Genomic DNA, 13,072 nt, shown 5'->3' with positions numbered 1-13,072 from the left:
GTCACTTGAGGTTCAGGTGTCGCAGGGTCGTGTAGAGGTCCATCACGCCCAGCGCGAGCGGGATCACCACCGCGATGGCGATCGCCTCGATGATCTCCACGGTCCGGCGCAGCGGCGGCGAGAAGCGCTGGTTCGGGAAGATCACGCCGACCACCAGGGCACCCGCGCCGACCAGGATCAGCGCGCCGAACACGTACAGCACGCGCTGCTCGGCCGAGGCGGAGACCATCCAGCCGATCAGGATGCCCGCGGCCGCCACCATGCCGGTGGTCAGCAGCGCGATGGCCTGCGCGCCGTTCGCGTACGCCCGCGCGCGCAGCAGGAGCACGAGCGTGGCGACCACGCCGAGGATGATGCCGAAGGCGCCGGGGGCGGTCGCCGAGATCACGGCCGAGATCGCCGTGACGATGCCGCAGCCGGTCATCAGGCCGGTCATGTAGTCGTGGGCGACGGCGGTGCGCTGCTCGATGGCCCGGTAGTCCGGGAAACCGGTGTCCTCCTTGAGCTCCTCGGCGTTGCTGGGCACGTGCGGCAGCGGGAGCTTCGCGAGCCAGATGGTCGCGCGGGGCAGGATCGAGATGCAGGCGAGCGCGACGGCGACCGCGCCGGCGGCGATGCCGTAACCCGGTTCGTCCGAGATCAGCGTCGCGGCCAGGAAGGCCAGCGCACCGAAGGTGCCGACCGCGGCGGCGGCGATGAACACGGTGATGCCCGCGCCGATGATCGCGATGCACACGGCCGCGACGATCAGCACCAGCACGCTGCCCAGCAGCAGGTTCGCCCGCACCGAGATCCCCGGCACGATGGAGAACCCGCTGACGAAGGCCAGCGACAGCCCGCCCGAGGCGGCGACCAGCACCCCCGTGGCCTCGGCCTGGTAGGCCTTGGCCAGCGTCGCGCCGATCGCCACGCAGGCGATCGCGCCGATGCCGCCGGCGATGGCGGGGGCGATCGAGCTGCCGCCGAAGAGCGGGCCGCTCAGGAACAGGGCGACCGCGGACAGCACCAGCGCCAGCCCGCCCGCGACGTGGCCGAAGCGGCGCGCGGTCTCTTTGGTCCAGGGGCGGAAGCTGTCCGGTGTCGCCTCCGCGATGGCGTCCACCACGTCGTCGTACAGCGGCGGCGGCGGGTTTTCGTTGCGCTTGCGCAGCTGGAGCAGCTCACCGTCGATGATGCCGAGCGAGGCCAGCGTCCGGCTCGGGTCGAGCGCGGCGTCGCCGAGCTTCGCCAGCGCCCAGCCGCCGTGGCGGGCACCGCCGTCGGGCGAGGTCTCCTTGGCCATGTCCAGCAGCATGGGCAGCAGGTCGGCCACCGCGACGTCCGCCGGCAGCGCGACGTCGATCCGGGTGTTGGGCGCCACCACCGTCACCCTGCTGAAAACCGTCGTGCCCGTTGCCACTCGATGCCCCCGCTCTGCTGGATCAGCTCCCGGGGGGAACTTATACCGAACCCGGGTGACGGTTGCACCGGCTGTCCGGAAACGAGCGGCGAAAGTCCCTCGCCGGATCCCGGGGAGCGGGGCCGGATCCGGTGAGCGGGCCGTTGCTGTCGGTGGTGGGTCGTAGACTCGGGTGACCAGAGGAAACGGGTGGGCGGGCGACCGCAGCGGGGGTCGATCGGGCCGGATCCGGGCGTTGCCCGGATTTCGCCGAAGGCGTTCGATAGGTTGTCCCGCGCACCCGAGCGCAGACCGCCGGCCGCCATCGTCGAGTAGGAATAGAGGGGCCTCGATGAGCACGCTGCAGTTCAAGAAGTCGCCGCGGCTGGCCGCGCCGCGCCCGCCGGGGGGCGAGGTGCACCTCGAGCCTCCGCCCGAGGTGCCCCGCACGATCCCGGGCAACATCGTCCAGAAGCTGATTCCGGGCGTGATGATCTTCGCCTCGCTCGGGATGATGGGCTACATGTTCACCGCGGGCGGCCGGAACCCGCAGACGATCATGATGAGCGGCATGATGCTGATGGGCACCGTCGGCATGCTGGCCGGCGGCGGTGGCCGGGGCGGCGGCGCCAAGAAGGCCGAGATGGACGAGGACCGCAAGGACTACCTGCGTTACCTCGGCCAGATGCGCGACCGCGCCCGTGAGGCCATGGTCGACCAGCGCGCCGCGCTCGAATGGGTGCACCCCGACCCGCAGAGCCTGTGGTCGCTGGCGGCCAGCCGCCGCATGTGGGAGCGCCGGACGAACGACCAGGACTTCCTGCACCTGCGCGTCGGGCGCAGTTCGCACCGCCTCGCCACCCGGCTGGTCCCGCCCCAGACCGGCCCGGTCGACGAGCTGGAGCCCATCGCCACCCTCGCGCTGCGCCGCTTCGTGCGCGCGCACTCGATCGTGCCCGACCTGCCCACCCAGATCACCCTGCGCGGGTTCGCCGCGGTGAGCATGCAGGGCGACCGCGCGCTGACCCGCGGCCTGGCCCGCGCGATGCTCGCGCAGCTGGTCGCCTTCCACGGCCCCGACGACGTGATGATCGCGATCGCGACGGCCGGGCGGGCGAAGGAGGAGTGGGAGTGGGCGAAGTGGCTCCCGCACGTCCAGCACCCCACGATGTCCGACGGCATCGGCCAGTTGCGGATGATGGCGGGTTCGCTGGCGCAGATCGAGCAGTGGCTCGACGAGGAGCTGCGGGACCGGCAGCGGTTCTCGCGCAACGCGACCCCGGCGCCGGACCAGCCGCACGTGGTGATCATCGTCGACGACGGTGAGGTCACCCGCGAGGAGCAGATCATCCTGGAGGAGGGGCTGGTCGGCGTCACGCTGATCGACCTGTCGGAGTCCATCGGCAACCTCGCCGCCCGTCGTGGTCTGCGGCTGGTCGTGGAGGAAGCCCGCCTCGGCGCCCGCAGCGCGGGCGGGGTGGAGTGGTTCGGCCGCCCGGACACGCTTTCGGTGGTCGAGGCCGAGGCTCTGTCGCGGTTGATCGCGCCGTACCGGGTGGGCACGGCGAGCGGCGCCGACGTCAGCGAGGAGGAGCCGCTGCTGTCGAACCCGTCGTTGCTGGAGCTGCTCGGCATCCCGGGCGACCCGATGACGTTCGACGTGCAGCAGGCCTGGCGGCCGCGCCCGATCCGCGACCGGTACCGCGTGCCGTTCGGGGTGGGGGAGTACGGGCAGCCGGTGGAGCTGGACATCAAGGAGGCCGCGGTCGAGGGCATGGGCCCGCACGGCCTGTGCATCGGCGCGACCGGTTCGGGCAAGTCGGAGTTCCTCCGCACCCTGGTGCTGGGCATGCTGGCGACCCACTCGTCGAGCACGCTGAACTTCGTCCTGGTCGACTTCAAGGGTGGCGCGACGTTCCTCGGCCTGGACAAGGCGCCGCACGTGTCCGCGGTCATCACCAACCTCGCGGACGAGGTCACCCTGGTCGACCGCATGCGCGACGCGCTGGCCGGTGAGATGAACCGGCGCCAGGAGGCGCTGAAGAACGGCGGCAACTTCAAGAACGTCTGGGAGTACGAGAAGGCGCGGGAGAACGGCGCCGACCTGGACCCGTTGCCGGCGTTGTTCATCGTCTGCGACGAGTTCTCGGAACTGCTGGCGGCGAAGCCGGACTTCATCGATCTGTTCGTCGCGATCGGCCGGCTGGGCCGGTCGCTGCAGATGCACATGCTCCTGGCCTCGCAGCGGCTCGAAGAGGGCAAGCTGCGCGGGCTGGACTCGCACCTGTCCTACCGGATCGGCCTGAAGACGTTCTCCGCGGCGGAGTCGCGCGCGGCGATCGGGGTGCCGGACGCGTTCGAGCTGCCTTCGGTCCCGGGTGGCGGGTACCTGAAGTTCGACACCTCGACCCTGGTGCGGTTCAAGGCGTCGTACGTGTCGGGCGCCTACCGGCCGGCGGGGATCCAGGCGGCCGGGCCGGCGGCGACGGTGGTGAGCGCGGACAAGCGGCCGCAGTTGTTCGTGCCGGACTTCGTGGAGCTGCCGAAGGAGCCCGAGCCGCAGCAGATCGAGGAAGCGCCGAAGGCGGAGGAGAAGCAGCCCGAGGAGGCGGTGGAGCCGAGCGAGCTCGACGTCATCGTCTCGCGGCTGGTGGGCCAGGGCCCGCCGGCGCACGAGGTGTGGCTGCCGCCGTTGAACGAGCCGAACTCGCTGGACACGCTGCTGCCGAACCTGAACCCCACCGATGACCGCGGGTTGTCGCCGGTCGGGTTCTTCGGCAACGGCCGGCTGCAGGTGCCGATGGGGATCGTGGACCGGCCCTACGAGCAGCGCCGCGACATGCTGTGGGCGGACTTCGCGGGCGCGGCCGGGCACGGGGTGCTGGCCGGCGGTCCGCAGTCGGGCAAGTCGACGATGCTGCGCACGCTGATCATGTCGATGGCGCTGACCCACACCCCGGAGGAGGTCCAGTTCTACTGCCTGGACCTCGGTGGCGGCACCCTGTCCGGCCTGGCCGACCTGCCGCACGTGGGCGGGGTCGCGGTGGCCCGGCGCGAGCCGGACAAGGCCCGCCGCATCGTGGCCGAGCTGACCACCCTGCTGACCGAGCGGGAGGGCCGGTTCGGGGCGATGGGCATCGACTCGATGAACGAGTTCCGCAACCGCAAGCGCCGGGGCGAGATCCCGGCCGAGCAGGACGCCTTCGGTGACGCGTTCCTGGTGGTGGACAACTGGCGGGCGCTGCGCGACGACTTCGAGGAGCTGGAGACCTCGATCACCCGGCTGGCGACGCAGGGCCTGGCCTACGGGGTGCACGTGGTCGTGTCGGCCAACCGGTGGGCCGACCTGCGCCCGGCGATCAAGGACATGCTGGGCACCCGGTTCGAGCTGCGCCTGGGTGACCCGAGCGAGTCCGACATCGACCGCCGGACCGCGGTCAACGTCCCGGCCGGGCGCCCGGGGCGGGGCCTGACCCGGGAGAAGCTGCACATGCTGACCGGGCTGCCGCGGATCGACGGGTCGAGCGACCCCGACACCGTGGCCGCCGGGGTCGCCGACGCGGTGGCGAAGATCCGCGGGGCGTGGCGGGGCCGGCCGGCGCCGCAGGTGCGGCTGCTGCCGGAGATGATCACCTACGAGGACGTGCTGCGGGCCGACACCCGGCGGGACTCGAAGCTGGTCCCGATCGGGGTCAACGAGGAAGACCTGCAGCCGGTCTACCTGGACTTCAACGCCGATCCGCACTTCTTCGCGTTCGCCGACGGCGAGTCGGGCAAGACGAACCTGCTGCGCCAGATCGTGCGGGGCATCACCGACCGGTTCACCCCGCAGGAGGCGGTGATCCTGCTGGTCGACTACCGGCGCACGATGCTCGGGTTCCTCTCCGGCGACTCGCTGCTCGGGTACGCGGTGTCCTCGGCCCAGCTCGACAGCATGATCCAGGACGTCCACGGATCGATGACCCGGCGGCTACCGGGTCCGGACGTCACCCAGGAACAGCTCAAGACCCGGTCGTGGTGGACCGGGCCGGAGCTGTTCATCCTGGTCGACGACTACGACCTGGTCGTCACCCAGACCAACAACCCGCTCAAACCGCTTTCGGACTTCCTGGCCCAGGCCAAGGACGTCGGCCTGCACCTGGTCGTCGTGCGCCGCACCGGTGGCGCGAGCCGGGCGTCGTACGACCCGGTGATCGGCAAGCTCAAGGAGATCGCGGCCCCGGGCATGGTCATGAACGGCTCCAAGGACGAAGGCGCCCTGATCGGCAACATCCGGCCCGGCCCCATGCCGCCGGGGCGGGGCAACCTGCTCACCCGCAAAGCGGGCAAGCAGCTCGTCCAGGTGTCGTGGATCCAGCCGGACTGAGGCCCTCCGTAGTGCGTAACGGCGTCGGCGGGGGCTTCCGGTGACGGTGCGGGTGGCGGTGGACTTCGGGACCTCGAGCACCTGCGTCGTCGCCTCCGTCCACGGCCGCGAGCCCCAGGTCGTGGTCATCGACGGGCATCCGCTGATGTCGTCGGCGGTCTACGCGGCCGCCGACGGCACGCTGTTCGTCGGCCAGGAGGCCGAGCGGCAGGCCGCGGTCGACCCGTCGCGGTACGAGCCCCACCCGAAGCGCCGGATCGACGAGGGCGAGCTGCTGCTCGGCGATTCGGTGCTGCGGGTGACCGACGTCGTGCACGCCGTCCTGGCCCGGGCGGTGACCGAGGCCCGGCGGATCGCCGGCGACGCCGAGGTCGACCTGCTGGTGCTCACCCACCCCGCGGAATGGGGCGCGATCCGCACCCGGCTGCTGCGCCAGGCCGCGGGCGGCCTGGCCCGCGAGGTCGCACTGGTGCCCGAACCGGTGGCCGCGGCGGTGTACCACGCGGCCACCTTCACCCCCGGCGCCTCGGCCGGCGACCGTACGGTCGAGTTCAGCGGCCGTCCCGGCGACGTCCTCGCGGTCCTGGACCTCGGCGGCGGCACCGTGGACGTCAGCGTCGTGCGGCGGCTGCCGGACGACCGGGCCGCCCGCGGGGCCGGTGGACCGGCACCGGGAACCGGGGCCGTGTCCGGCTGGGCGAAGCCCGGGGCCGCAGTGGAGCCCGGGGCCGGACGGCCGCCGTCCGGGCCGGGTGACCGGGCTGATCGGCGGGCGACCGGAGCGGGGCCCGGGGTGCCCGCGCGCGGCGGGTTCCAGGTGCTGGCCACCCGCGGCGACCCGGGCTTCGGCGGCGCCGACATCGACCAGGCCCTGCTGGAGCACCTGGGCTCGCTGGTGCCGGCCACCGACACCGAGGCGTGGCGTCAGCTCGTGGAGGGCCGCGAGCTGACCGACCGCCGCCGTCGGCGAGTGCTGCGCCAGGACATCCGCGGGGCGAAGGAGACGCTTTCCCGCCACGTCTACACCGACGTCCCACTGCCACCGCCGTTCGCCGACGCGCATGTGACCCGTGAGGACTTGGAGCGGCTGATCGCCGCCCCCCTGGGCCGCGCGGTCGAACTCACCAGCGCGGCCATCGCCGAAGCGGGTCTGCGGCCGAAGCAGTTGAAGGCGATTTTCCTGGTCGGCGGGTCCAGCCGGATCCCGATGATCTCGCGGCTCGTGCACGAACGCACCGGCGTTGTGCCGACCAGCTTGGACCAGCCGGAAACCGTGGTGGCGCGGGGTGCGCTGCGCGCGGTGCTCACGAACCCGGACCGCTCCGCCACCCCACCCGGACCTCCGAACCGTCCCGGTGCCCCGGTGGGGCGCCGGGACCAGCCCGGACCGCGCACCGAAATCGTCCGCCCGGTGGACCCGTCCCACGAAGGTCCGGCCGACGGCCGCACGGAGCTGCCGTCCCGACCGGGCCGCCCCCCATCGGGCCCGACCCCGGTGGTGCGCCCGCCGTCACCCGGCCGAAGCGGTTACGGCGCCCCTGGCTCCGGCGGCCACCCCGCCACCGGGAGCGGACCTGCGGGCGGACCGGCCCCCGGCCCCGAATCCGGCCGCGGCCCCGCGCTCGGTGGTGGCCCTGGATCCGCCGGTGGCCCGATGCTCGGCAGTGGCCCTGGATCCGCCGGTGGCTCGGCTCTCGGCAGTGGTCCGGGGTCAGCCGGTGGCTCGGCTCCCGCCGGAGCACCCGGCCCGAGCGCCGCCGGCCCGGGTGGGCGGCCTTCGTGGGCGCCGTCGTCGGCCCGGGCAGAGGCCGAGACGAAGGGCGGCGAACGAAGTTCGAAACTGTGGTGGGCCGTCGGGCCCGCTGCGGTGGTCGTGCTCATCGTGGGGCTGGTGGTGTTCCTGGTGAACCGGCCGGGCGAGCCGACCGGTCCGCCGCCGGGCCGGACGTACGCGCAGTACGATTTCAGCTTCGCCGCGCCCGAGGACTGGGTGCAGACCGACGATCAGGTGGCCCAGCGCCAGGTGATCCTGCACCCGCAGGAATCGGCCAAGGGCAATGATCTCGTCGTCGCGCAGGAGTACGTCATGGACTACGACGCGACGGCCGACCGGCAGCGGCTCGTCACCGCGCTGGGGGCGAAGGCGGCCGGTCAAGCGGAGTACAGCGGATTCGACCCCGGCATGACCTATGGTGGCCGCACCGTCATCGGTTACCGCGAAACCAAGGGCGATCAGCTGGCGGTCGACTGGTACGTGGTCGTGCAGGGGAAGTTCCGCGTGCACGTCGGCTGTCAGTACAACGCGCCGGCGTTGCAGCAGCGGATTGCCGCGGCCTGTGAACAGGTCGTGCGGACGTTGAAGATCACCAGCTGAGGAGTGCCCGTGCCGTCCGAACCCGAGTCCGCAACGGCGGCCTTCACCCGAGCGGGGCAGGACGCGGTCACCTACGCGCGCCGGGTCGCCGGGACCGCGCTCGCCCGCAACGAACGGCACCGCGCGGAAAACCGGGAGCTGCTGAAGCAGTTCGGCCGCCAGCGGCTCGCCGGGGCCGAGGCGGTGCCGAGCGTGCTGCGCGGCGCGGCGCAGCGGTTCCGGGCCGCGCGTGGCCTGCCGCTGCCGGAGGTTCCCCCCGCCGCGGAATGGGCGGCGGCGAACCCGAATTCCACCGCGCGGGCCGCACGGCCGAGTGAAGACGACGAAGACTTTTCGCAGTTGCGAATCATGCGCCAGGTGTAGTGAATCCGCTTCGGACCCCGCTGTGCGTCTGCTAACCACGCAGGTGGAAGTCTTCTTTTCCGAAAACGCCGCGGCGACCGCCCGGCTGGGTGGCCGGGGCCTGGTCAGCGGTTCCCGGATCCCGCGTTCCCGCAAGCAACTACTTGCCGCCAAACAGCGACAAGGGGGAACCAGTCGTGGCAATGTCTTCGTCGTAGGTCCGTACGAAACAAACACGAGCTAGTGCGGACAACCACTAAATGAAGGGGGTAGCTCCCATGGCTGGCGGTTTTACAGGGACTCCGGAGCAGTTCACCGACGCTGAGGGTCGCGTCACCGACGTGCGCGCCCGGATGGACCAGAACCTCTCGCAGCTGCGCGACCGCATCGAGGCCACCCGCGCCGGGTGGCAGGGTGAGGCGCAGAAGGCGTTCGACCACGTCATGCAGCGCTTCGACGAGGACGGCCGGGGCATGAACGAGGCCCTGCAGAACATCGCGAACCTGCTCCAGGAAGCCGGTTCCAAGTACAAGCGCTCCGAGGAGCAGCAGCAGGAGATCATGCAGTCGATGAACAAGGGCTTCGGCGTCCTCGGCTGACCTGGGCCTTCCGCCCGGATTTCGTTCCACCCCAAGACTCTTCTCCACTGATTCGCAAAGGAGTGCACCATGGCAGACGGCATTCTTGTCGATTACGCCACCATCCACGCGGCGGCCGACGACTGCACCTCGACCGGCAAGGAGCTTCAGCAGTCCTTCGACACCCTGAAGGACGACCTGAACCCGCTGATCAACAGCTGGTCCGGTGAAGCCAAGGACCAGTACATGAACGCGCAGCGCGAGTGGGACCAGAAGTTCGAGGACCTCAAGCAGGTGCTCGCGCAGATCGCCGCTGTGCTGCCGCAGATCGCGGACGGCTACCAGAGCACGGACAAGGGCGTTCAGAACCTGTTCTGAGCCACCTCCGGCCGAAACCACGGCGGGCCAGGCACTTCGGTGCGGGTCCGCCGTTTTTCGTTGTCGTGCAAAGTGTTCAGCCGATTTTCAGCGGCGGGACACCCGCATTTCACGAGAATTCGACCACGGGCGGTGAGTGTGCCGCAACGTCATGGTATTCGGTTCGCGGCGTCCGGGTTGCCGATCGGAATGGGATCGGACGGGTTCACCGGGTAATGCCTCCCGCCCGGTCCCGCCGTGCATTCAGTGCGGGGCGCCGACCGAATATTCGGGCTTGTCGTTGAGCACCCGCACGGTCACCTTCTTCGCCTGCCCGCCGATCTGGACGCGGCAATCGAAGGTGGTCCCGTTGGTCACGGCCTCGCCGCCCGGGCACTGGACGTTCTTCACGTCGGGCTCGCCGTAGCTCTGGCTGAGCACGCGGGAAACGCCGTCCTGCAAGGAGTTCTGCTCGAGGGTGTCCCCTTGGAACGCCCCCAGCAACCACGCGACGACCCCGCCCACGACGACCACCGCCACCACAACGCCGCCGATCAGCAGCGGCCGCTTCGACCGCGGCGCCTTGCGCACCGCCGCCGCGGAAAACGCCCCCAGCCCCCCGTACTGCGACGGCTGGAACCCACCCCCGAACTGCTGCCCACCCCACCCCGGCTGCGCCTGCACCCCGGCCCCCGGCTGCGCCTGCACCCCGAACCCCGGCTGTGGCTGGGATCCGGCTCCCGGCTGCGCCGGGGCTCCGGTTCCCGGCTGACCGAACCCGCCGACCGAGGGCTGCGACCCGGGCTGCTGCTGCGCCGGCCAGCCGCCGCTGTTCGCCGCGGCGGCTGGGGCCCACGCACCGGGCTGGGCCGGTTGCTGAGCCCAACCCAGCGGCGGCCCGGACTGCCCCGGATGCGTTCGACCTGGCTGCGGCCCGCCGGTCTGCGACCCGCCGGGCCCTTCCGGCCACGGCCCCGGCTGACCGGCCCCGGGCTGCTGCTCCTGGCCCGGCTGGCTGGCGTCAGGCTGCTGCCACCGGCCCGCCTGGCTGGCCCCGGGCTGTTGCCACTGAGCTGGCTGACCGAACCCGGGCTGCTGCCCTTGGCCCGGCTGGTCGGCGTCAGGCTGCTGCCACTGGCTCGCCTGGCTGGCCCCGGGCTGTTGCCACTGAGCTGGCTGACCGAATCCGGGCTGCTGCCCTCGGTCCGGCTGGTTGGCGTCAGGCTGCTGCCCCTGGCCCGGCTGAGCGTCAGGGGCACCTTCGGGCTGGTGCCAAGAGCCCTGCGGAAAACCGCCGGACTGCGGCCAGGAGCCCGACGGCACCGGTGCGCTCGGCGGCCAGTTCCCGCCGGTCCGGGGCGGCCACGGCGTGCTCGGAGGCGGGGCGGGCGTCCCAGCCTGCCCGCTCGGAGCATCCGGTGGCCCGGCCTGCCCGCTCGGAGCACCCGGTCGCCCGGACTGTCCGTCGGGCACTCCAGACCCCGGCGCCCCGGTTTCCCCGGACCCGTTCGGTGGCTCGGTCGGCTGGCTCATCGAAGATCACCCCGGGTGCTCATCAGTTGCCCTGCAGCTGGCTGAGGCGGTTGTAGAAGTCCTGCTTCGCCGCGGCGTCCGGCAGGGCCGTGACCTGCGCCGGGTCCGGGGTCTTCGGCAGGTCCTGCGCGCTGGCCTTGCCGGTGAAGCGGAAGTCGTAGCGCAGCTCGATCTTCGTTCCGGCGTCCTGGAGCTTGGCGTCCATCACGAACTCGATCAGCGAGCCGTCCGGGTTCAGGCGGATGGTGGTGGGGACCGGGGACTTGCGCAGGTCCGGGCCGATCTTCGCCAGGAGGGCGGCCGGCAGGACTTCCACGCGCTTGTCCAGGAACTGCGCGAACGGCACGTTCACGGTCAGCTCGGTCGTCCCGTCGCCCATGCTCTTGGCGCCGCGCACGGCCTGCTTGTCGGCCTCGTACGAGGCGTCGACGGCATCGGCCATCTTGCACGCGGTCAGCACGCCGCCCCAGGCGCACGGCTGCACCAGGCCCGCATCGGGCTTCGGCATCGAGACCCACGGGGTCGGTTCCAGCGATTTGTACGCCGGACCGAGGTACAGGTACTCCACCGGGCCGTCGGCCGGGGTGAAGGAGTCGATCACCTCGTCGGGGTTCTTCTGCGAGCGGTTGTGCACCACGCGGCTCTCCGGGCTGCCGGTCCGGGCCGAGGTGATGAGGTTGTGCACGTACTTCTCGTCGATGCGCAGGTACGCGTCCGCGGAGTTGGTCACGTCGCGGGCGTCGAGGATCGAGTCCTCCAGCTTGGACATCGCCTTCTCGAACTTCGCGCCGACGTACGAGGCCGCCTGGTCGCCGTCCGGCAGCGCGGTGCCGGCGCGCGCCTGCCCGCACGCGGTCGCCAGCACCAGTACGGCACCCGCCGCGCCGATCACCCGCACTGCCCGTTTCACCGTCGGCACCCCCAGCTGCTCGGTCCCCGCCCCGAATCGTCTCATCCTCGTGTCCGACGCCCGGACGCGCAGGCGGTTCCCCCCGATCCACCCGCTACACTGGCTCGCGACCGGGCCGACCGTGCACCCATAGGTTGAGACCTTGTTCGCCACCCCGCTTTCCGGGCACCGCGAACAGGGGGGTATCTTCATATGTCGTTGTGCGTTGCGGCGCGTCAGCGCTAGGCCCGCACAGAACCCACACGCAATGTTGACGACGAGGTAGACCCTTGCCCACGTACAGCCCCAAGCCCGGCGACGTCACTCGTGCCTGGCACGTGATCGACGCCGAGGATGTCGTGCTCGGCCGGCTCGCGACCGAGGTCGCCACGCTGCTGCGCGGCAAGCACAAGCCGACCTACGCCCCGCACGTGGACACCGGTGACTTCGTCATCATCGTCAACGCCGAGAAGGTCGCGCTCACCGGCAACAAGCGCGAGCAGAAGTTCGCGTACCGCCACAGCGGTTACCCCGGTGGCCTGCGCAAGCGTTCGTTCGGCGAACTGCTCGACACCAAGCCCGAGCACCTGCTCGAGAAGGTCGTCAAGGGCATGCTGCCGAAGAACAAGCTCGGCCGCGCCCAGGCGAAGAAGCTGAAGGTCTACGCCGGCCCGCAGCACCCGCACGCCGCGCAGCTGCCGCAGGCGCGCGAGATCACCAAGATCGCGCAGGTCGCGCAGTGAGTGAGGAACAGTCTGTGACCAGCACCGAGACCGAGGCCGTCGTCGCCACGTCGGAGACCCCCGCGGTCGCCGACGCGGTCGCGACCAGCGAGTCCGCCGCCGCCCCGCGCCCGTCGCGGGCCGCGGGCGGCAACGCCCAGACGGTCGGCCGTCGCAAGGAGGCCGTGGTCCGCGTTCGCGTGATCCCCGGCTCCGGCGAGTTCAAGCTGAACGGCCGCACCCTCGAGGAGTACTTCCCGAACAAGGTGCACCAGCAGCTCATCCGTGAGCCGCTGGTCCTGGTGGACAAGCCCGACTCGTTCGACATCTTCGCCAACCTGCACGGTGGCGGCATCTCGGGCCAGGCCGGCGCGCTGCGTCTCGCCATCGCCCGTGCGCTCATCGAGGTCGACTCCGAGGACCGCCCGGCCCTGAAGAAGGCCGGCTTCCTCACCCGTGACGCCCGCGCCACGGAGCGGAAGAAGTACGGCCTCAAGAAGGCCCGCAAGGCCCCGCAGTACAGCAAGCGCTGA

Annotated in this window: 10 protein-coding genes; 7 read left to right on the top strand and 3 right to left on the bottom strand. The window is 71.4% G+C overall.

Translation table 11 applies throughout. The features are described from left to right. Nucleotide 1: 1 nt before the first annotated feature. Nucleotides 2-1,369, bottom strand: a complete 1,368-nt coding sequence (gene eccD / locus NYF13_RS02035) for a type VII secretion integral membrane protein EccD (protein ID WP_315653770.1) — start codon at nucleotides 1,367-1,369, stop codon at nucleotides 2-4. A gap of 361 nt (nucleotides 1,370-1,730) precedes the next feature. Between eccD and eccCa the strand changes: the two genes are divergently transcribed. From eccCa to NYF13_RS02010, 5 genes are all read left to right on the top strand, one after another. After that, nucleotides 1,731-5,744: a type VII secretion protein EccCa gene (gene eccCa, locus NYF13_RS02030; protein ID WP_315653769.1), complete on the top strand. Its 4,014-nt coding sequence runs from the start codon at nucleotides 1,731-1,733 to the stop codon at nucleotides 5,742-5,744. Between the two features lie 40 nt (nucleotides 5,745-5,784). Then, nucleotides 5,785-8,118, top strand: coding sequence for a type VII secretion-associated protein (locus tag NYF13_RS02025; protein WP_315653768.1), 2,334 nt, complete (start codon nucleotides 5,785-5,787; stop codon nucleotides 8,116-8,118). A 9-nt stretch (nucleotides 8,119-8,127) separates the two neighbouring features. Then, on the top strand, nucleotides 8,128-8,481 hold the full coding sequence (locus tag NYF13_RS02020; protein ID WP_315653767.1) for a hypothetical protein: 354 nt from the start codon (nucleotides 8,128-8,130) through the stop codon (nucleotides 8,479-8,481). A 257-nt stretch (nucleotides 8,482-8,738) separates the two neighbouring features. After that, a complete protein-coding gene (locus NYF13_RS02015) occupies nucleotides 8,739-9,059 on the top strand; it encodes a WXG100 family type VII secretion target (protein WP_315653766.1) in 321 nt (106 codons plus the stop codon). 69 nt (nucleotides 9,060-9,128) lie between these two features. After that, complete coding sequence (locus NYF13_RS02010) at nucleotides 9,129-9,416, top strand: WXG100 family type VII secretion target (protein WP_315653765.1); 288 nt, start codon at nucleotides 9,129-9,131, stop codon at nucleotides 9,414-9,416. Nucleotides 9,417-9,659: 243 nt separating this feature from the next. Here NYF13_RS02010 and NYF13_RS02005 read toward each other — a convergent pair whose 3' ends face one another. Both NYF13_RS02005 and NYF13_RS02000 read right to left on the bottom strand, forming a co-directional pair. Next, nucleotides 9,660-10,103, bottom strand: a complete 444-nt coding sequence (locus tag NYF13_RS02005) for a DUF4333 domain-containing protein (RefSeq protein ID WP_315653764.1) — start codon at nucleotides 10,101-10,103, stop codon at nucleotides 9,660-9,662. An 847-nt stretch (nucleotides 10,104-10,950) separates the two neighbouring features. Then, nucleotides 10,951-11,838 carry a hypothetical protein gene (locus NYF13_RS02000; RefSeq protein WP_315653763.1) on the bottom strand — a complete coding sequence of 296 codons (888 nt, stop codon included), beginning with the start codon at nucleotides 11,836-11,838 and terminating at the stop codon, nucleotides 10,951-10,953. Nucleotides 11,839-12,107: 269 nt separating this feature from the next. Between NYF13_RS02000 and rplM the strand changes: the two genes are divergently transcribed. Both rplM and rpsI read left to right on the top strand, forming a co-directional pair. Continuing rightward, entirely contained in the window at nucleotides 12,108-12,560 is a 453-nt protein-coding gene (rplM, locus tag NYF13_RS01995; RefSeq protein WP_091623802.1) for a 50S ribosomal protein L13, read from the top strand. Between the two features lie 14 nt (nucleotides 12,561-12,574). Then, nucleotides 12,575-13,072 carry a 30S ribosomal protein S9 gene (gene rpsI / locus NYF13_RS01990; protein ID WP_315653762.1) on the top strand — a complete coding sequence of 166 codons (498 nt, stop codon included), beginning with the start codon at nucleotides 12,575-12,577 and terminating at the stop codon, nucleotides 13,070-13,072.

The organism is Amycolatopsis sp. PS_44_ISF1, assembly GCF_032335455.1.
GTDB lineage: Bacteria > Actinomycetota > Actinomycetes > Mycobacteriales > Pseudonocardiaceae > Amycolatopsis.
This window is presented reverse-complemented; position numbering and strand designations above follow the sequence as displayed.

Bases quoted from the DNA above. Each gene is read 5' to 3' on its own strand.
- eccCa (WP_315653769.1), top strand. From the start codon at position 1,731: ATGAGCACGCTGCAGTTCAAGAAGTCGCCGCGGCTGGCCGCGCCGCGC.
- NYF13_RS02015 (WP_315653766.1), top strand. From the start codon at position 8,739: ATGGCTGGCGGTTTTACAGGGACTCCGGAGCAGTTCACCGACGCTGAG.
- NYF13_RS02010 (WP_315653765.1), top strand. From the start codon at position 9,129: ATGGCAGACGGCATTCTTGTCGATTACGCCACCATCCACGCGGCGGCC.